The organism is Ensifer sp. R-19 (assembly GCF_049905105.1).
GTDB lineage: Bacteria > Pseudomonadota > Alphaproteobacteria > Rhizobiales > Rhizobiaceae > Ensifer.
This window is the reverse complement of record NZ_CP184570.1, coordinates 1,027,820-1,046,270: the sequence shown is the minus strand read 5'-3', so window position 1 is coordinate 1,046,270 and position 18,451 is coordinate 1,027,820. Positions and strand designations below refer to the sequence as shown.

The window sequence follows — 18,451 nt, the reverse complement described above, 5'->3', positions numbered from 1 at the left end:
GAGAGAAACATGGCGGTTCCCATCGTTGGAAGGTCAAGAGGACCTTCCAACATATTTTGTCGAGAGTTTCTTCTTGGCACACCCCGATGGTGGTGAACACGCGAAACACGCAGTTTCGGCCCCCCAAATGCTCCGAAAAATTTGAAAGTCTTTCATCACCGATCCCGGGAATGGACGGCTAGCGGTCCGGCTCCGGAAGTCGCAAAATCCCAAGGCTGTGCAAAAGGCATTCGCGTCGTCCGAAAGAGGGCGGACGATCGCCAGCCGGCACGAAGCCTTAAGCGAAGCGATCGTCCCGGAAACTTCCGGACGTTCGAAATGCACTGGTCGGGAACTGGAGGAGACGGTTTCCCGGTCACTGTCGTTCGGCTGCGTCGTGGTGACGCCGCCAAGGGAGGAAAGATGTTTGAACGACTATTCAAGCTGAAAGAGCATCAGACGACGGCGCGCACCGAGGTGATCGCCGGTATCACGACATTCCTGACGATGTCCTACATCATCTTCGTCAACCCCGACATCCTGTCGAGCACGGGCATGGATAGGGATGCCGTCTTCGTCGCAACCTGTATCGCCGCCGCACTCGGCTCCGCCGTCATGGCGCTCGTCGCCAACTGGCCGATCGGCATGGCGCCCGGCATGGGCCTCAACGCCTTCTTCGCCTTCACCGTCGTCGCTGCCCTCGGCTTCACCTGGCAACAGGCGCTGGGCGCGGTCTTCATCTCGGGCGTGATCTTCCTGATCCTCACCGTGACCGGGGTGCGAAGCTGGCTGATTGCCGGCATTCCGCATTCGCTGAGAAGCGCGATTGCCACCGGTATCGGCCTCTTCCTCGGCATCATCGCCTTGAAGAACGCCGGTATCGTCGTCGACAATCCGGCAACGCTCGTCGGTCTTGGCGATCTCAAGCAGACCGGTCCGCTTCTCGCCATCCTCGGCTTCTTCGTGATCGCCGTGCTCGATGCGCTGAAGGTTCGCGGCTCGATCCTGATCGGCATCCTGGTTGTCACGGTTCTGTCGATGATCCTTGGCGTCAGTGAGTTCAAGGGCATCGTCTCGGCACCGCCGAGCATTGCGCCGACCTTCCTGCAGCTCGACATCATGGGCGCTCTGCATGGCGGCCTGCTGCACGTCATCCTCGTCTTCGTACTCGTGGAAGTCTTCGACGCCACCGGCACGCTGATCGGTGTCGCCAAGCGTGCCAAGCTGGTCGAAGAGGGCAAGCCGAACCGTCTCGGCCGCGCGCTTCTGGCCGACAGCACCGCGATCGTCGCCGGCTCGCTGATCGGCACCAGCAGCACGACTGCCTATGTCGAAAGCGCCTCGGGCGTTCAGGCAGGCGGCCGCACCGGCCTGACCGCGCTCACCGTCTGCGTGCTGTTCCTGGCAGCACTGTTCTTCTCGCCGCTGGCAGCGGCCGTCCCGTCCTATGCGACGGCTCCGGCTCTGCTCTATGTCGCCGGCCTGATGATGCGCGAACTGACCGAAGTCGACTGGGACGACCTGACGGAAGCGGCACCGGCTGCGCTCACCGCGCTCGCCATGCCCTTCACCTACTCGATCGCCAACGGCCTCGCCTTCGGCTTCGTGAGCTACGTCGTCTTGAAGGTCTGCACCGGAAAGTGGAGCGTCATCCACCCGGCCACCCAGATCGTCGCCGCCCTGTTCATCGTGCGCTTCGCGTTCTTTGCCGAGTAATACGAAATTTGGCCGGGGCATCGTCGCCTCGGCCAATCAGAACTTCCCCGTAAGTGCTGGCCGGAGCAACGAAAATGTTGCCCCGGCCTTTTTCTACCTGATCTGACTTTTTAAGGTACGCGAATCCGGGCGGAAAACCGTTTCACACTTTTCCTGGACTTGCTCAGTATTGCCCGGCCGGCAGATGCACCACCAGGCCATCGAACTCGGCCGAGACCGTGATCTGACAGCTCAGGCGGCTGCGCTCGTTGGGATTGACCACGCACTCGATCATGTCCTGCTCCTGGAAATCGGGTGCCGGCAATCGTTCGGCCCATTCGCCGTCGATGTAACAGTGGCAGGTGCCGCAGGCGCAGGAACCGCCGCATTCGGCGGCAATGGCATCGATGCCGTTCTGCACCGCCGCGGACATCAGCGATTGGCCGACCTCCGCCTGCACTTCTTTGGTCGTGCCGTCCGCGTCGATGAAGACGATCTTGGGCATGGGTATTCTCCGGTTCTTAGAATGTCGGTTTCAGTGCGGGTCAGGCTTGCCGGATGGCAATCTTCAGCCGCTTGGGGCCGCGCACCGAAAGGCCGCGCTTGTATTCCGGTTCCTGCTCGGCGAGTTCGATGGTCGGGAAGCGGCGAAGCAGGGTGCTGAAGATGATATCCATGTCGAGCCGCGCGAGGTGGTTGCCGAGACAGAAGTGCACGCCGCCGCCGAAGGCGAGGTGCCGGTTGGGCGTGCGGCCGATATCGAAGGTGTCGGCGTTGTCGAATTGCTTGGGGTCGCGGTTGGCAGCACCGTAGAGCAGGCCGAACTTGGTGCCGCGTTCGAAACGCCGGCCGCAGATCTCGACGTCCTCGACGCAATGCCGGTGGAAGAAGGGAAGCGGGGATTCGTAGCGGAACATCTCCTGTACGCCGGTCTGGATCAGGCCGGGTTCGTTCCTCAGCCGCGCCATCTGCTCGGGAAAGCGCAAGAGCGCATGCATGCCGCTGCCGAGCACGTCGATCGTCGAGCCGTGGCCCGCCATCAGGATCAGCATGCAGGTCGAGATGAATTCGTCGAAGTTCATTGCGCCGGAGCGCTCCGCCTCGATCAGCACCGAGATGAGATCATCGTTCGGCGCGCGCTCGCGCTCGGCCTTCAGCGCCGTCAGATACTCGTAGAACTCGGTGGTGTTGTCTTCGGCGATCTTCTTGCGCGCGTCGGAACGGTCGACGTCGAAGAACTGCACGATGTTTTCCGACCAGATGCGGAGCTGCGGACAGTCTTCGTCCGGCACGCCGAGCAGGCGGCCGATGATATGGCCGGGAACGTGGGCGGCGAGGTCGTCGACGAAATCGATCTCGCCGCGATCTGCAAGGCTGTCGATCAGGCGGTCGACATAGGCCTGGATCTGGTCGCGCAGCTTGGCGATCATGGCAGGCGTGAACAGCTTGAACACCTGCTTGCGCAGCCGGTCGTGCACGGCGCCGTCGCTGTCGAGCAGGCTGAACTGGACGAAGCGCTCGTGGTGCGGCATGTCATGCCAGTTACCGGCACGCTGCAGTTTCGCAAGCTCCTCGGCGGTCGCAATGTCCTCGAGCGAGCGCACCATCCGCTTGTCCATGACGATCGCCGAGACATCCTCGAAGCGCGAAGCCAGCCAGATGTCGAGGTCTGGGAAGTAATGCAGCCCTTCCTTCTCACGCAAGGCGCGGTAGGTCGGGTAGGGATCGCGGGCAAAATCCGGGGACAACGGCGCGAAGGTCAGCTTTGCGGCTTCGCCGTTCGGCGTGGCTTCGGTCATGGGCAATACTCCGTGCATAAAGCTGCATGATAGCGTCGCCACGGTCTCGTTGGGAATGGTACGCTGTCGCAAGATGATGGACAAAACTCGCATTGACTGACAGAAAACGCGGATGCTGTCTGAAAACGAAGAGATCCATTTCCATACGCCGGCCAAATTTGCCGATGCGTTTCCCTATCTGGCGCTGGTCGCCGGAAGCCGGACCGCCCATCCTGAGGAAGCGCCGATCCGCAAGCGGTTCCACCAGCATGTCTTTGTCTACACCACCGGCGGCCGCGGGCTGATAGAGGTGCGCGGTCAACGGTTCCTGGCCGAAACGGGCAATGTCGCCTGGCTCGATACCGCGCAGGCCTATGCGCACAGCTGCGCGCCCGACAGCGAAAACTGGCGCTATCTCTGGATGGGGATCGAGGGGCACGGTCTCGATGCGCTCTACCAGTTCCTGGGTGTCCAGCAGTCGCCATTGTTCGCGCCGAGGGATACGCAGACGGCACGCGCTGCCTTTGAGGCGGTGAGCGGGTTTCTTGCGGAACGCTCGCCTGCGACCGATGCCTTGGCGAGTGCGGCTATCTCCGGGCTGATCGTGGACATGATCGGTCCGCGTCTGACCGGCAGTGAGCCGGGCGAGGATGCACCGGGCGAGGATCGTTTGTTGGCTGTTCTTTCAGCGATGCGTGACGATCTCGCCCGCGCCTGGACGATCGATGATCTCGCGGCCCTAGCGCGGCTTAGCCAGTCGCAACTCTTTCGCCGCTTTCGCGATATGGTGGGCACGACGCCGATGGACTGGCTGCGCCACGAGCGCATCAACCAGGCGAAACGCCTGCTGATCGGCCGCGATGCGAAGGTTTCCGCGGTGGCGGCGGTATGCGGCTATCCCGATCCCTATCATTTCTCGCGCGATTTCCGCCGGGTGACGGGATACACGCCGACGAAGTTCCGTCGGGATGGCGGCTACTGATGTCGATTGATGGGCATCAGGAAAACAGTTGAGCCCTACGGTACGCCCCTGACCCACGCACCGATGACCCGGTCAGTTGACCGGGCCATTCGTTCATTCATACAATCAGGAACGGCTCCTTGAAGAAGTGTTCCTCCAGATTGACGCCTTCGCCGCCGCGGTCGACAACCGCGAAATCCGAGACATCTTCGAGTGGTGTCAGGATGCCGTGCCAGACATTGCGGGCGATGTTCACGCCTTGGCCCGGTGTGGTCTTGAAGGCGATCGGTTCACTCGGGCCTTCGTCGGTTTCCCGGGAGACGACGACGAGGAACGGATTGTCGCTCAAGGGGATGAACGCCTGACTGCCGAGCGGATGGCGCTCGACCATGGTGAGCTTGAGTGGCAGCGGATAGGGTTCGCCGCGCACCAGGCTGATCATCGGCCGGGCCTTCTCGCCCGTCGTTTCGATCTTGGCGAGATCGTGATAGCGGGTGCATTTGCCACCGTTGATGGGGAAGTTGTGGGCGTTCTCCGTTTCGATTACGTCGCCGTAGGGCGCAAAGGCCTCCCGGGTCAGTGGCTGTATGACGATCTCCTTCATGCGACGCTCCTCCGTGCAATGTTGATCGATGGCAGCAATTCCAGGGAAAGCGCTTCCCTGGAACTTGCGGTTCAGGTCCGGTCATTTCGTTTCCTCTGCGAAACGATCTAGGGGCTGCCGGCTTTCGCAATACGCCCGAAGACACGCAACCGGCTGACGCCGCCATCGGGGAAGATGTTGAAACGCACATGGGTTACAGGGCCCGGCGCTTTGAACTCGTTTGCTCCGTAGGTGTGCAGGCTGTCGGCCGAGAGCTTCTGCTGCGGCAGAACCTCGCGCCAGAACATCGACGATGCGGTGATCGAGGCAGCCAGCTCGCACGTGGCTGCGCTGAGGTCGGCTGCCTGCAGCGAGCAGGCGTCCGGGTAGTTTCCCTTGAAGTGGGCGGTGTCGACCACGATCCGCTCGACCGCACCGCGCGCGGCAAGTTTCACCACGATCCAGTCGTTGCCGGGCTCGCGCCGGCGGCGCGTCTCCCAGCCGTCGCCCATGTTGATGCCGCGTCCGGGCGCAAGCAGCCGCTGGTGGCCGTAGTGCCCGTTCGAATACGCGATGATGCGGCCGCCGAGCAGCGACGAGGCGAGATCGACTGCCGTGTCGCCGATCGCCGCCCGGTCCAGGGCGGGCGTGCCGTAAACCTTGAGGCGGGCGATGCCGCCATCGGGATAGATGCGCAGGCGGACATGGCTCCAGACCGCTTCCGACCTGGCCTCGAAATGATGAAGCGCACTCGGCCCGAGCGGCCGCGCGCAGACAAGTTCCGTCCAGGTCGTCCGCTCATCCGGTCCATCGGGCGCCAGACAGGCGTCGATGGCGCAGGCGCTCGGATAGTTGCCGGTGAAATGCGCCGTATCGACCTCGAAGCCGCGGATACGACCGTTTGCGGCAAGCGCGATGATGGCATGATCGTTGCCGGGGCCGCGGCGACGCCGCGTCTCCCAGCCGTCCATCCACTTGCCGTTCTCGTCATAGACACCGGGATGATAGACCGGCGGCGCGTCTTGAAGCATGCGCTCGAGCGGCGCGAAGAACTCGTCGGTTGCGAAGACCGGCCTCGCGCCGAGAGCGGCGGAGGCGAGGTTGATCGCATTCAGCGCGAATTCGGGCGGGCTCACGCCGTCGGTCGTCATCGCGAGGCCCTCAGCTCGGCAGCATGTCCTTGAGGCGCAGATAGGCGATCCGCTCCACCTGCCGGCACGCCGTCTCGAATTCCGTCTCGCGGTCGTTTTCGACCCGGCCTTCGAAGGCCGCAAGGATTTCGCCCTTGGTCCGTCCCTTGACCGCCAGGATGAAGGGGAAGCCGAACTTCTCGACATAAGCCGTGTTGAGCGTGGTGAAGCGCTCGCGCTCGGCATCGGTCAGCGCATCGAGGCCGGCACCGGCCTGCTCGTTGGTCGAGCTCTCGGTGAGACGCTTGGCTTGCGCCAGCTTGCCAGCGAGGTCCGGGTGGGCGATGAGAACGGCGAGCCGTTCCTCGGCAGAGGCTTCGCGGAAGACAGCGGAAAGGGCGGCCGCAAGGCCGATCGCCGTGTCGTTGGCGGGCGAAAGCTCGCCCTGGAAGGCGCGCTTGGCGATCCACTTCGAATGTTCGAAGACGCCGCCGAAGCGGGTGACAAACTCTTCTTCAGAAAGCCGCGACGGGCGATCGTCCCAGGCCTTGAAGGGATAGGCCTCGGCCCAGTAGCAGGCGATATCGACGCGCTTTGCGAGCCAGACCTTCTCGTGGCTCTGCACATAGTCGAGGAAGCGGGCAAGTGCTGCGGCGCGGCCGGGGCGGCCGACGAGGCGGCAGTGTAGTCCGATGCTCAACATCTTCGGCGCGCCGGCCGCTCCTTCGGCGTAAAGAACGTCGAAGCTGTCCTTGAGGTAGCTGAAGAACTGGTCGCCGCTGTTGAAACCCTGCGGCGTCGCAAAACGCATGTCGTTGCTGTCGAGCGTATAGGGGATGACCAGTTGATGGCGCCCGGCATGTTCATGCCAGTAGGGCAGGTCGTCGGCATAGGCGTCGGACACGTAGTCAAAGCCGCCGGCTTCCGTCACGAGGTCGAGCGTGTTGTCCGAACAGCGGCCGGTGTACCAACCACGTGGGCGCTCTCCGGTAACGATGGTATGCAGGCGGATAGCCTCGGCGATCTCCTGGCGTTCGCGCTCGGGCGAAAAGTCCTTGTGCTCGATCCATTTGAGACCGTGCGAGGCGATTTCCCAGCCGGCGTCCTGCATGGCGGCAACCTGCTCGGGCGAACGCTTCAGTGCCGTGGCGACGCCATAGACCGTTGCCGGCACGCCGCGTTCGGTGAACATGCGGTGCAGCCGCCAGAAGCCGGCACGCGCGCCATATTCATAGATCGATTCCATGTTCCAGTGGCGCTGGCCCTGCCAGGCCTGCGCGCCGACGATTTCCGACAGGAATGCTTCGGAGGCCGCGTCGCCATGCAGCACGCAGTTCTCTCCACCTTCCTCGTAGTTGATGACGAATTGCACGGCGATCCGGGCGCCGTCGGGCCATGTGATCTTGAAGTTCGGGCCGTGGCCGTGAAGATCGCGGGGGTATCTCATCAAAGCAGCTCCTCCAGACATTTTCGTCTCTGCGGCAAATTTCTAGCCGCATTTGTTTCGAGCCATTCCCCCCAAAAAATTTGAAAGTCTCGAATGATCCGCTCGCTACCAAGCGGGCCGGAATGCCGGAATACTGCGAGGTGGAAAGCTGACTTCGGGAGGAGCGAAAAGAATGCAATCTCATGGTGGAAACGCCGGTCGCCTGACGACGCACGTGCTGGATACGGCAAGCGGCAAGCCGGCCGAGGGGCTGCGCATCGAGCTTTACCGGGTCGATAGCGATCGCCAGACGCACATCAAATCGGTCAAGACCAACGACGATGGTCGCTGCGACGAGCCGCTGTTGAGTGGCGAGCGCATGCAGACGGGCACCTACGAACTGCATTTTCATGCCGGCGACTATCTCGGGGGCGCGAGCAAGCGCGGCGAGAACCCGTTCCTCGACGTGATCCCGATCCGCTTCGGCATCGAGAACCGGGGCGCCCACTACCACGTGCCGCTGCTGCTTTCGCCCTATGGCTACTCCACCTACCGCGGGAGCTAAGCGATGACGATCCAGATCCGCAACACCATCCGCTTCATCCTGAACCATCGGCTCGTCGAACTTGCCGACGTCTCTCCGGTCCAGACGCTACTCGATTTCCTGCGCATCGACCGCAACCTCAAGGGCACCAAGGAAGGCTGCGCAGAGGGCGACTGCGGTGCCTGCACGGTGCTCGTCGGACGCTTGCTCGACGGCAAGCTCAAGTATGAATCCGTCAATGCCTGCATCCGTTTCGTCGGTTCGCTCGACGGCTGTCATATCGTCACGGTGGATTCGCTGGCGCAGCCGGCCGGCCCGCTGCACCCGGTGCAGCAGGCGATGCTCGACACGCACGCTTCGCAGTGCGGCTTCTGCACGCCCGGTTTCGTGATGTCGCTCTATGGCCTTTGGATGGAAAACCCGAAGCCGTCCATCGCCGAAATCGAAAAGGCGCTTCAGGGCAATCTTTGTCGGTGCACCGGCTATGCCGCGATCATTCGCGCAGCCGAAGCGATCTCGACGATCGGCGATGTTGGCAAGGACCCGCTCGTGGTCGAGCGCGATCGGATCGCCAAGGAACTGGCGTCGCTGCAGGACGGCCGCCGTGTGGAAATCGGCTCCGAGACGGAACGCTTCATCCTGCCGGGTTCGGTCGACGATTTTGCTGCCGTGTTCGAAGCCAACCCCAAGGCGACGATCGTTGCCGGCTCGACCGACGTCGGGCTGTGGGTCACGAAGTTCATGCGCGACATCTCTCCGGTCATTCACCTGATCCATCTCGAAGAGTTGCGGCGGATCACGGTCGATGCGGATGGCGTCACGCTTGGCGCCGGTGTGAGCTATGCCGAGGCCTATCCTGTTATCGTCGCGCATTTCCCCGAACTGACGGAGCTCTGGGACCGCATCGGCGGCCAGCAGGTCCGCAACATGGGCACCGTCGGCGGCAACATCGCCAACGGCTCGCCGATTGGCGACACGCCGCCGGCCCTGATCGCGCTTGGCGCTTCGATCACGCTGCGCAAGGGCGCTCGCCGTCGCACGGTCGTGCTTGAGGATTTCTTCATCGCCTATGGCAAGCAGGATCGCGAGCCAGGCGAGTTCGTGGAATCCGTGCGCATCCCGTTCGTCTCGGATAATGCCCGTCTCGCTGTCTACAAGGTGACGAAGCGTCTCGACGAGGATATCACCGCCGTCTGTGGCGGCTTCAACATCGCCTTCGACGCCGGTCGGATCACCGATGCGATCATCGCCTTCGGCGGTATGGCCGGCACGCCGAAGCGGGCCGCCAATGTCGAGGCGGCGCTGAAGGGCGCGGAATGGAACGAGGACACGATCGAGCGCGCGGTCGCCGCTTTCGATGAGGACTTCACGCCGCTCACCGACTGGCGCGCCTCGGCCGAGTACCGCCAACTGGTGGCGAAGAACCTGCTTCGCCGCTTCTATCTCGAAACGCAGTCGAGCGGCCAGATCCGCCTCGATCGCACCATTGCTGTCGCGGTTTAAGGGAGGAAGCCATGAACGTGATGCAGCCCATCGACCGCATCCGCGGCGGCGTGCACGAAAACGAACGCCACGAATCCGGCCACAAGCATGTGTCGGGTACGGCCGAATATATCGACGACATCCCGGAACCCCAGGGCACGCTGCACGGCTATCTCGGCCTGTCGCAGCGCGCGCATGCCGATATCCTCTCGATCGACTTCGAAGCGGTAAATAGCAGCGAAGGCGTGATCGGCGTGCTGACGGCGGCCGACATTCCCGGCGAAAACGACATTAGCCCGGCCCACAAGCACGACGAGCCGATCTTCGTCACCGACAAGGTGGAGTTCCACGGCCAGCCGATCTTTGCGGTCATCGCCACCTCCCGTGAGGCGGCCCGCCGCGCGGCGGCCAAGGTCAAAATCGAGTACCGCGACCTGCCGCATGTGACCGATGTCCTGGAAGCGGCGGCCGCCAACTACCCGCTGGTGATCGATCCCTTGAAGCTCGAGCGGGGCGACATCGAAGCCGGCTTCGCCAAGGCGAAGAACATCCTTGAAGGCGAGATGCGTATCGGCGGCCAGGATCACTTCTATCTGGAAGGGCAGATCTCTTTCGCCATCCCCGGCGAGGACGACGAAGTGCTCGTCTACTCCTCGACGCAGCATCCGGCTGAGACGCAGCACATGGTTGCGACCGTTCTCGGCGTGCCGTCGAATGCGGTGACCGTCAACGTGCGCCGCATGGGCGGTGGCTTCGGCGGCAAGGAAACCCAGGCCAACATTTTCGCAGCGGTTGCAGCGGTTGCTGCCAAGAAATACCGCTGCCCGGTCAAGGTCAGGCCGGATCGCGACGACGACATGAGCGCGACCGGCAAGCGCCACGACTTCCATGTCGACTACAAGCTCGGCTACGACGATGAAGGTCGTATCGAGGCGGTGGACGCTGTCTTTTCGGCGCGCTGCGGCTATTCGGCGGATCTCTCCGGTCCGGTCACCGACCGGGCGCTCTTCCACGCCGACAATTGCTACTTCTATCCGAACGTGCGCCTGCGCTCGCGTCCGCTGAAGACCAACACGGTCTCCAACACCGCATTCCGCGGTTTCGGCGGTCCGCAGGGCATGGTCGGCGGCGAACGCATGATCGAGGAGATCGCCTATGCCGTCGGCAAGGATCCGCTCGAAATCCGCAAGCTGAACTTCTACGGCGGCGAGGGCCGCAACCTCACGCCCTATCACCAGACGGTTGAAGACAACATCATCGGCCGCATCATCGAGGAGCTGGAAACCTCGGCCGACTATGCCAAGCGTCGTGAGGCGGCGATCGCCTTCAACCGCGAAAACCATGTGGTCAAGCGCGGCATCGCGCTGACACCGGTGAAGTTCGGCATCTCCTTCACCAAGACCGAATACAACCAGGCCGGCGCGCTGGTGCACGTCTATACGGATGGCTCGATCCATCTGAACCACGGCGGCACCGAGATGGGGCAGGGGCTCTACACCAAGGTCGCCCAGGTGGTTGCCGATGAGTTCCAGGTCAACCTCGACCGGATCAAGGTGACGGCGACGACGACCGGCAAAGTGCCGAACACGTCGGCGACGGCTGCCTCCTCCGGTTCCGACCTGAACGGCATGGCGGCCGCCAACGCCGCCCAGCAGATCAAGGAGAGGCTCGTGCGCTTTGCCGCCGAGCGCTGGAACGTTGCTGAGGCCGACGTCGCTTTCGAGCCGAACACGGTTCGCATCGGCGCCGAACGCCTTGGTTTCAACGAGTTCATCAAGATCGCCTATGGCGCCCGCATCCAGCTTTCGGCTGCCGGTTTCTACAAGACGCCGAAGATCCACTGGAACCGCGCGGAAGGCCGGGGCCGGCCGTTCTTCTACTATGCCTATGGCGCTTCTTGCTCCGAGGTCAGCGTCGATACGCTGACTGGCGAATACCAGGTCGATCGCACCGACATCCTGCACGACGTTGGCCGCTCGCTGAACCCGGCGCTCGACCTCGGCCAGGTGGAGGGCGCCTTTGTTCAGGGCATGGGCTGGCTGACGACGGAAGAACTCTGGTGGGATGCCAAGGGTCGGCTGCGCACGCACGCGCCTTCGACCTACAAGATCCCGCTTGCGTCGGATCGGCCACGCGTCTTCAACACACGGCTTGCCGAATGGTCGGTCAACCGTGAGGAAACCATCCGCCGTTCGAAGGCGGTCGGGGAACCGCCGTTCATGCTCGGCATTTCCGTTCTGGAGGCCTTGTCGATGGCGGCGGCCAGTGTTGCGGAGTATCGTATAGCACCGCGCCTTGATGCGCCGGCGACGCCGGAACGAGTGCTGATGGCAATCGAGCGGCTGCGGGCGGCCGCGAGGCAGAAAGGGTAACAGGGGCTGATTGTCATGGTGGCGAGCCGCGAGGATATCAGGGACTTTCTCCGACGCGAGCCGGATTGCGTGCTTGTGGAAGTGACGGGTGCAGCCGGCTCGACGCCGCGCGACACCGATGCCTGGATGCTCGTCGCCACCGATAGCCTCTTCGGCACGATCGGCGGCGGCCAGCTCGAATATATGGCGATCGACCATGGCCGGCGGGCGCTGAAGCGCGGCGACGCGCTGGAGGCAATGACCATCCCGCTCGGTCCGGAGATCGGCCAGTGTTGCGGCGGGCGCGTGGCGCTCGCCTTCACACGCATCGATCGGGAGAAAGCCGCCATGCTGATTGAACGCAGCGACCTGGAAATCGCCAGCCGGCCGCATGTCTATGTCTTCGGCGCCGGCCATGTCGGCGATGCGCTGGCCATGGCGCTGTCCCTGGTTCCGGTCCGCACCGTTCTCGTCGATACCCGCGAGAACGAGCTTTCGGCTGTCGCCGATATACCGGGCATTGAAACCTGCCTGACGGCGATGCCTGAGGCGGTCGTGCGCGATGCCCCGCCCGGCAGCGCCTTCGTGATCCTGACGCACGACCACGCGCTCGACTTCCTGATCGCCGCCGAGGCGCTTCGCCGCGACGACGCATCCTATGTCGGCATGATCGGCTCGAAGACGAAACGCGGGACCTTCAAGAATTGGTTGTCGCGTGAGATCGGCCGCCCGGATCTTTTCGACCGGCTCGTCTGCCCGATCGGCGGCACGTCGGTTAAGGACAAGCGGCCGGCCGTCATCGCAGCGCTTGCCGCCGCGGAAGTCATGGCGGCGGCGCTGAATTTCCGGCAGCCGGCCCAACCCGATAGCCCGCGTCGTCCGGCTGTCGCGAAGTTTGCACGCTAACGGCTCAGGCGCTATTGCCCTGGTGTATCGCACCGTTCAGGTGAAGCGCAAAGCCGCGCGCGTCTGCGGCTTCGATATCCGGACGCAGCTCAAGGGTCGGGATCAGGTAGTCGCCGCCATTCTGCCGGCGATAGGGAATAGGCGGCGTGGTTGTTAGCGTGCGCATCCTTTGCCTCAGCCGCTCGGCCGTCGCTTCGAAACCGGCTTCGTCAAGACCGTCGACCCGGTAGGCGACAAAAGGCGGAAGTACGTCGTAGCCGGGATAATAGAGAACGCCGTGATTGATCGGGAAAAGCAGATCGTCGATCGGTCCGTTGACCCCGCGCGGCGAGTAGTGTTCTTCCCAGCCACCTGTTGTCACCACCAACATGGCACGTTTTCCTGCGAGCGTTCCCTCGCCGAACCGCTTGCCCCAGTATTTGTCGCTGTGTTCGCCAACGCCATAGGCGAAGCCATAGGCATAGACGCGATCGACCCAGCCTTTCAGGATCGCCGGCATCGAGTACCACCACAGCGGAAACTGCAGGATCAGGGTATCGGCCCATAGCAGATTTTCCTGCTCGGCCCTGACATCAGCGGTCAGGGTATTGGTCGCGAAGGCTTCCTTCGAGGCACGGCTTGGCTTGAACCGGGCATCCGGAAGGAGCGCGGGGAAGTCGGCGCGGTCGATCTCGGATTTCCATCCTTCGGCATAGAGGTCGGTGACGCGCACCTCGTGTCCCTCGGCTTCCAGCGCCTTGACAGCGACATCGCGCAGTGTCCCGTTCAGCGAACGCGGTTCGGGATGGGCATAGACAAGCAGAACTTTCATGGTCGGCAATCCTTCAGTCGTGAACTGAGACTTTAGGTAGACCGCCGTTTGTCCATGCGGTAGATATCCAATATGGATAGGATTATACCGAAAAATGGATAAATCGGACGTGACGCTGGAACGGATGCGAAGCTTCGTACGGGTCGCCGAGCGCGGCAGCCTGTCGGCCGTTGCCCGCGAACTCGGCATCGGCCAGTCGAGCGTTACGCGGCATCTGAGGGAGCTGGAGGAAGCCGTCGGCGTGCCCCTGCTTAGCCGCACCACCCGGCGCGTCACGTTGACCGACGAAGGCAGTCGTTACTATGCCAACAGCATCCAGATCCTACGCTTAGTCGACCAGGCAGGCGACGAGGCGCGCAGCACCCGCGGCGCCTCGGCCGGGACCATCCGGGTATCCTGCACCGCCGCCTTCGGGGTCCTGCACGCAACCCGCTTGATCTTCGCCTTTCAGGATCGTTATCCTGATATCGAGGTCGATCTCAGCCTGACCGACGAGCGGATCGATCTGGTGCGGGAAGGGGTCGATATCGCGCTGCGTCTCGGGCCGCTCACCGACAGCTCCATGAAGCTCCGGGTGCTTGGCGAAAGCCGCCGTCTGTTCGTCGCCGCGCCCGCCTATCTGGCGGCACGTGGGTGCCCGGCTGCCCCGCGCGACCTCGCTGCCCATGAGGGAATCCGCATGTCGAACGTCGCAGGCAGTGACCTGATCTCGCTGGAAGGAGCAGACGGCCGCAGCCACGCGGTACCCTTTGGCGGGCGGTTCCTCGTCGACCATGGGCTTGCCGCCCGCGAGGCGCTGGTCGCCGGGCGCGGCATCGCACCAACACACCAATGGCTCGTCGACGATCTCCTGGCGAGTGGTCGGCTGTTGCCGATCCTGCCGGACTACAGGCTGCCTTCGGTGCCGCTCAGCCTGCTGATCGTGCCCGAGCGCGCAGGCATCGCCCGGGTTCGCCTGCTGGTCGACTTTCTCGTCGAGCAGGTCAGCGGTATTGCCGGTATTGAGAAGACGAGAGGCTAGAGCATCCCGCTTTCAGTGGAATCACTGAAAGCGGACAAGATGCTCTAGAATCAAAGTGCTAGAGCGTCCTTAGTGCGTTCGTCTGAACGCACGGCGCTCTAGACGCTACTCCAGCGCCTTGCCGATCAAGCGCTGACAGCGCTCGGCCATGTAGTCGATCATCAGCCTGACTTTCGGATCCTGGAAGCGCTTGTGTGGATAGATCGCCGCAAGCTGTACGCTGAGCGGCGGCGTGTCGACCAGAATCGGCACCAGCGCGCCGGAATTGATGTGGCTTTTCACCTCGAAGAGAGGCTTGTTGATGATGCCGCGGCCGTCGAGCGCCCATTGGGTAAGCACGTCGCCGTCGTCCGAATCGTAGGGGCCGGTCACCTCGAGTTTGCGCATGCCTTCCATGGTCTGGAGCGTCCAGAAATACTCCTTCGAACCCGGGTAGCGCAGCAGCAGACAGTCGTGTTTGTCGGCGATCAACGCGTCAGGGGTTTGGGGCACGCCGCGCTTTTCGAAATAGTCGGGCGACCCGCAGACCACGCGCTCGCAGTTCATGATGCCACGCATGCGCAGGTTCGAATCTTCGAGGATGCCGAGCTTGAACGCGACGTCGACGCCTTCCGAGAGGATATCGACATTGTGGTCCGACAGACGAAGCCGCACTTCGATGTCGGGATACTTGTCATGGAATTCGGGAATGCCCGACGCAATCAGGCGCCGACCTATCCCCAAGGGAGCGGTAATCTTCAGCGCCCCCTTCGGATTGCGCGATAGATCGGCGATCGCGTTTTCGGCCTCGTTGACCGCTTCGAGGATCTTCACCGCGCCATCGTAAAAGACGCGGCCATGCTCCGTCGGGGTCAGCTTGCGCGTCGTTCGGTTGAACAGGCGAACGCCCATATGGCGTTCCAACTCTTTGATTCTATTGCTTGCAACCGCCGGCGTCACGCGCTGGTCGCGACCGGCCGCCGATAGGGTTCCAAGCTCTACGACGCGCACGAAGACGCGCACATTGTCCAGATAAGACATGCCTCCGTCCCACTCCTCCGGCTTCTCTCTAGCCTATCCATTGCGTCGCTATTTTATAGATTTTTTTGAAAGTGTTGGTGAAGCAGCGACGTTCCCGCGACCTCCAGCAATGACACATAATGGTCCGAGGAGAAATGGGAGAATTCCATGTACGAGTATGCCATAGCCTGGGATTGGCTCACCTTTGCCATGAGATGGCTGCACGTCATCACGGGTATCGCGTGGATCGGTTCGTCATTTTATTTCGTTGCACTTGACCTTGGCCTGAAGAAGCGACCGGACCTTCCGGTCGGTGCCTATGGCGAAGAGTGGCAGGTGCACGGTGGCGGCTTTTACCACATCCAGAAGTATCTGGTGGCGCCGGCCAACATGCCGGAGCACCTGATCTGGTTCAAATGGGAATCCTACGTCACCTGGCTTTCCGGTTTCGGCATGTTGTGCATGGTCTACTATGCCGGTGCCGACCTCTACCTGATCGATCCGAATGTGCTCGACGTTTCGAAGCCGGTGGCGATCGCCATCTCGCTGGGCTCGATCGCCTTCGGCTGGCTCGCCTATGACACGATCTGCAAGTCGCCCTTCGGCCGCGACAACACCAGGCTGATGGTGCTTCTGTACTTCATCCTCGTCGGCATGGCCTGGGGTTACACGCAGCTCTTCACCGGCCGCGCCGCCTTCCTGCATCTCGGCGCATTTACCGCGACGATCATGTCGGCCAACGTGTTCTTCATCATCATTCCGAACCAGAAGGTTGTCGTCGGCGACCTGATCGCGGGCCGCACTCCGGATCCCAAGTACGGCGTGATCGCCAAGCAGCGCTCAACGCACAACAACTACCTGACGCTGCCAGTTTTGTTCCTGATGCTGTCGAACCACTACCCGCTGGCCTTTGGCACCCAGTTCAACTGGATCATCGCCTCGCTGGTGTTTCTGATGGGCGTCACCATCCGCCACTGGTTCAACACCCGCCACGCCGACAAGGGCAATCCGACCTGGACCTGGCTCGTCACCGCGCTGCTCTTCGTCGCGATCATGTGGCTGTCGACCGTGCCGAAGGTGCTTGCCGGCGGTGGCGAGGAAAAGATCTCCGCCGCGCAGCAGCCCTTCGTGACGGCGGAAGCCTTTCCGAAGGTGCGCGACACGGTGCTTGGCCGCTGTTCCATGTGCCATGCCAAGGAGCCGGGCTGGGAAGGCTTAGTCGTGCCGCCGAAGGGCGTGACGCTCGAGACCGACACCGAGATCGCCAATCACGCGCGTGAAATCTATCTGCAGGCCGGCCGTTCGCATGCGATGCCGCCCGCCAACGTCACCGGCGTATCGGACGAGGAGCGGCAGTTGCTCGTCGCCTGGTACGAATCCGTCGTGAATGGAGGAAAGACCCAATGACCGATTTGCTGATCCGCGGCCGCGTTCTGACCTTTGTCGACGAGCCCAAGGGCATCGACGATACCGCCTCCTATCGCTACTTCGAGGACGGCGCCGTGCTGGTGCGGGGCGGCAAGGTTGCCGATATCGGCGAGCATGCCGAAGTCGCCCGCCGCGCCGGCGCCGGCGTCAAGGTCGCGGACCACCGCCCCAATCTGGTGTTGCCTGGCCTGATCGACACGCACCTGCATTTCCCGCAGACGCAGGCGATCGCCTCCTACGGCGCGCAGCTTCTCGAATGGCTGAATACCTACATCTTCGTCGAGGAGCAGAAGTTCCGGAAGCCGGAACATGCCGACTACATCGCCGGCCGTTTCATGGACGAGCTTCTGTCCAACGGCACGACGACGGCCGTCGCCTATTGCTCGGTGCACCCGGAAAGCGTCGACGCCTATTTCAGCGCCGCGGAAGCCCGCGGCATGCTGATGATCGGCGGCAAGGTGATGATGGACCGCAATGCGCCCGACGCGCTGCGCGATACGCCGCAACTGGGCTATGACGAGACCAAGGCGCTGATCGCCAAGTGGCACGGCCGCGGCCGTGCGCATTACGCCATCAGCCCGCGCTTTGCCATCACTTCGACCCCGGAACAGATGGAGATGAGCCGCACGCTCGTGGCCGAGCACCCGGAGTGCTACGTCCAGACGCATCTTTCCGAGAACAAGGACGAGATCGCCTTCGCGACCTCGCTCTATCCGGAGGCCAAGGACTACACCGATATCTACGCGCGCTACGACCTTCTGACAAGCAAGACCTTGCTCGGCCACTGCATTTATTTGAGCGATCGCGAGATCTCGGTTCTCGCCGAGACAGGCGCGGTCGGCACCTTCTGCCCGACCTCGAACCTGTTCCTCGGCTCCGGTCTCTTTGACAGGGATCGCTTCGACAAGCTCGGCGCGCGCTGGTCGTTCGCGACCGACGTCGGCGCCGGAACGAGCTTCTCGATGCTGGAGACGATGGACGAGGCCTATAAGGTGTTGCACCTGCAGGGCCAGCGGCTGACACCGTTCAACTCCTTCTACCGTATGACGCTCGGCAACGCCCGGGCGCTGGACCTCGACGACCGCATAGGCTCGCTGCATATCGGCGCCGATGCCGATATCGTGGTGCTGGACAGTCGCGCAAAGCCGTCGATGGAGCTGCGCATGCGGGTCGCCGGTTCGCTGGCGGAAGAGCTCTTCATCCTGCAGACAATGGGCGACGACCGGTCGGTGGCCGAAACCTATGTCGGCGGCAAGCCGATGAAGGGTGTTGCGACCGCGGCCAAGCATACCGCGAACGCGGTGACGAGAAACTTCGAGACCGCATAGGGGCGGACGCCGACTGCGCCTCATTCGCC

General features: G+C 62.8%; 16 protein-coding genes. 9 read left to right on the top strand and 7 right to left on the bottom strand.

Annotated features, from left to right (window positions below):
* Nucleotides 1-402 precede the first annotated feature (402 nt).
* A complete protein-coding gene (locus ACN9MO_RS24075; RefSeq protein ID WP_057249228.1) occupies nt 403-1,695 on the top strand; it encodes an NCS2 family permease in 1,293 nt (430 codons plus the stop codon).
* Nucleotides 1,696-1,858: 163 nt separating this feature from the next.
* Here the strand turns inward: ACN9MO_RS24075 and ACN9MO_RS24070 are convergent, their stop codons facing one another.
* Together ACN9MO_RS24070 and ACN9MO_RS24065 are read right to left on the bottom strand one after the other, a co-directional pair.
* Nucleotides 1,859-2,179: a 2Fe-2S iron-sulfur cluster-binding protein gene (locus tag ACN9MO_RS24070; protein WP_057249227.1), complete on the bottom strand. Its 321-nt coding sequence runs from the start codon at nt 2,177-2,179 to the stop codon at nt 1,859-1,861.
* A 40-nt stretch (nt 2,180-2,219) separates the two neighbouring features.
* Nucleotides 2,220-3,473, bottom strand: a complete 1,254-nt coding sequence (locus ACN9MO_RS24065; RefSeq protein WP_113132686.1) for a cytochrome P450 — start codon at nt 3,471-3,473, stop codon at nt 2,220-2,222.
* A gap of 112 nt (nt 3,474-3,585) precedes the next feature.
* On the opposite strand from ACN9MO_RS24065, the gene ACN9MO_RS24060 reads away from it, so the two are divergent.
* Nucleotides 3,586-4,434 carry a helix-turn-helix transcriptional regulator gene (locus tag ACN9MO_RS24060; protein WP_082615765.1) on the top strand — a complete coding sequence of 283 codons (849 nt, stop codon included), beginning with the start codon at nt 3,586-3,588 and terminating at the stop codon, nt 4,432-4,434.
* A gap of 97 nt (nt 4,435-4,531) precedes the next feature.
* Here the strand turns inward: ACN9MO_RS24060 and ACN9MO_RS24055 are convergent, their stop codons facing one another.
* The 3 genes from ACN9MO_RS24055 to puuE form a co-directional block, all read right to left on the bottom strand.
* On the bottom strand, nt 4,532-5,017 hold the full coding sequence (locus tag ACN9MO_RS24055; protein ID WP_057249225.1) for an ureidoglycolate lyase: 486 nt from the start codon (nt 5,015-5,017) through the stop codon (nt 4,532-4,534).
* Nucleotides 5,018-5,124: 107 nt separating this feature from the next.
* A complete protein-coding gene (alc, locus tag ACN9MO_RS24050) occupies nt 5,125-6,147 on the bottom strand; it encodes an allantoicase (protein ID WP_057249224.1) in 1,023 nt (340 codons plus the stop codon).
* 10 nt (nt 6,148-6,157) lie between these two features.
* A complete protein-coding gene (gene puuE / locus ACN9MO_RS24045) occupies nt 6,158-7,573 on the bottom strand; it encodes an allantoinase PuuE (RefSeq protein WP_057249223.1) in 1,416 nt (471 codons plus the stop codon).
* Nucleotides 7,574-7,745: 172 nt separating this feature from the next.
* On the opposite strand from puuE, the gene uraH reads away from it, so the two are divergent.
* The 4 genes from uraH to xdhC are packed head-to-tail and all read left to right on the top strand — an operon-like array spanning nt 7,746 to nt 12,835.
* On the top strand, nt 7,746-8,117 hold the full coding sequence (gene uraH, locus ACN9MO_RS24040; RefSeq protein WP_112996917.1) for a hydroxyisourate hydrolase: 372 nt from the start codon (nt 7,746-7,748) through the stop codon (nt 8,115-8,117).
* Nucleotides 8,118-8,120: 3 nt separating this feature from the next.
* The gene (xdhA, locus tag ACN9MO_RS24035; RefSeq protein WP_057249221.1) at nt 8,121-9,599 is read left to right on the top strand and encodes a xanthine dehydrogenase small subunit; all 1,479 of its coding nucleotides are present in this window, start codon (nt 8,121-8,123) and stop codon (nt 9,597-9,599) included.
* A gap of 11 nt (nt 9,600-9,610) precedes the next feature.
* On the top strand, nt 9,611-11,950 hold the full coding sequence (xdhB, locus tag ACN9MO_RS24030; protein WP_113132685.1) for a xanthine dehydrogenase molybdopterin binding subunit: 2,340 nt from the start codon (nt 9,611-9,613) through the stop codon (nt 11,948-11,950).
* Nucleotides 11,951-11,968: 18 nt separating this feature from the next.
* Nucleotides 11,969-12,835: a xanthine dehydrogenase accessory protein XdhC gene (gene xdhC / locus ACN9MO_RS24025; protein ID WP_057249279.1), complete on the top strand. Its 867-nt coding sequence runs from the start codon at nt 11,969-11,971 to the stop codon at nt 12,833-12,835.
* Nucleotides 12,836-12,839: 4 nt separating this feature from the next.
* Here xdhC and ACN9MO_RS24020 read toward each other — a convergent pair whose 3' ends face one another.
* The gene (locus ACN9MO_RS24020; protein ID WP_112996918.1) at nt 12,840-13,646 is read right to left on the bottom strand and encodes an NAD(P)H-dependent oxidoreductase; all 807 of its coding nucleotides are present in this window, start codon (nt 13,644-13,646) and stop codon (nt 12,840-12,842) included.
* A gap of 94 nt (nt 13,647-13,740) precedes the next feature.
* Here ACN9MO_RS24020 and ACN9MO_RS24015 point away from each other — a divergent pair, with 94 nt between their 5' ends.
* Entirely contained in the window at nt 13,741-14,667 is a 927-nt protein-coding gene (locus tag ACN9MO_RS24015; RefSeq protein ID WP_057249218.1) for a LysR family transcriptional regulator, read from the top strand.
* A gap of 105 nt (nt 14,668-14,772) precedes the next feature.
* On the opposite strand, the gene ACN9MO_RS24010 is transcribed toward ACN9MO_RS24015, so the two are convergent.
* The gene (locus ACN9MO_RS24010) at nt 14,773-15,687 is read right to left on the bottom strand and encodes a LysR family transcriptional regulator (protein ID WP_057249217.1); all 915 of its coding nucleotides are present in this window, start codon (nt 15,685-15,687) and stop codon (nt 14,773-14,775) included.
* A gap of 147 nt (nt 15,688-15,834) precedes the next feature.
* Between ACN9MO_RS24010 and ACN9MO_RS24005 the strand changes: the two genes are divergently transcribed.
* Both ACN9MO_RS24005 and guaD read left to right on the top strand, forming a co-directional pair.
* Nucleotides 15,835-17,073, top strand: coding sequence for a urate hydroxylase PuuD (locus ACN9MO_RS24005; protein ID WP_058322534.1), 1,239 nt, complete (start codon nt 15,835-15,837; stop codon nt 17,071-17,073).
* Nucleotides 17,070-18,422 (top strand): guanine deaminase, encoded by a 1,353-nt coding sequence (gene guaD, locus ACN9MO_RS24000; protein WP_425988049.1) that lies wholly within the window; start codon nt 17,070-17,072, stop codon nt 18,420-18,422. Before ACN9MO_RS24005 ends, guaD begins: the two co-directional genes overlap by 4 nt.
* Nucleotides 18,423-18,451 lie beyond the last annotated feature (29 nt).

Excerpts from the sequence above, each read along its gene's own strand:
- ACN9MO_RS24075 (WP_057249228.1), top strand. The coding sequence starts at position 403 with ATGTTTGAACGACTATTCAAGCTGAAAGAGCATCAGACGACGGCGCGC.
- ACN9MO_RS24070 (WP_057249227.1), bottom strand. The coding sequence starts at position 2,179 with ATGCCCAAGATCGTCTTCATCGACGCGGACGGCACGACCAAAGAAGTG.
- ACN9MO_RS24065 (WP_113132686.1), bottom strand. The coding sequence starts at position 3,473 with ATGACCGAAGCCACGCCGAACGGCGAAGCCGCAAAGCTGACCTTCGCG.
- ACN9MO_RS24060 (WP_082615765.1), top strand. The coding sequence starts at position 3,586 with ATGCTGTCTGAAAACGAAGAGATCCATTTCCATACGCCGGCCAAATTT.
- ACN9MO_RS24055 (WP_057249225.1), bottom strand. The coding sequence starts at position 5,017 with ATGAAGGAGATCGTCATACAGCCACTGACCCGGGAGGCCTTTGCGCCC.
- alc (WP_057249224.1), bottom strand. The coding sequence starts at position 6,147 with ATGACGACCGACGGCGTGAGCCCGCCCGAATTCGCGCTGAATGCGATC.
- puuE (WP_057249223.1), bottom strand. The coding sequence starts at position 7,573 with ATGAGATACCCCCGCGATCTTCACGGCCACGGCCCGAACTTCAAGATC.
- uraH (WP_112996917.1), top strand. The coding sequence starts at position 7,746 with ATGCAATCTCATGGTGGAAACGCCGGTCGCCTGACGACGCACGTGCTG.
- xdhA (WP_057249221.1), top strand. The coding sequence starts at position 8,121 with ATGACGATCCAGATCCGCAACACCATCCGCTTCATCCTGAACCATCGG.
- xdhB (WP_113132685.1), top strand. The coding sequence starts at position 9,611 with ATGAACGTGATGCAGCCCATCGACCGCATCCGCGGCGGCGTGCACGAA.
- ACN9MO_RS24020 (WP_112996918.1), bottom strand. The coding sequence starts at position 13,646 with ATGAAAGTTCTGCTTGTCTATGCCCATCCCGAACCGCGTTCGCTGAAC.
- ACN9MO_RS24015 (WP_057249218.1), top strand. The coding sequence starts at position 13,741 with ATGGATAAATCGGACGTGACGCTGGAACGGATGCGAAGCTTCGTACGG.
- ACN9MO_RS24010 (WP_057249217.1), bottom strand. The coding sequence starts at position 15,687 with ATGTCTTATCTGGACAATGTGCGCGTCTTCGTGCGCGTCGTAGAGCTT.
- ACN9MO_RS24005 (WP_058322534.1), top strand. The coding sequence starts at position 15,835 with ATGTACGAGTATGCCATAGCCTGGGATTGGCTCACCTTTGCCATGAGA.
- guaD (WP_425988049.1), top strand. The coding sequence starts at position 17,070 with ATGACCGATTTGCTGATCCGCGGCCGCGTTCTGACCTTTGTCGACGAG.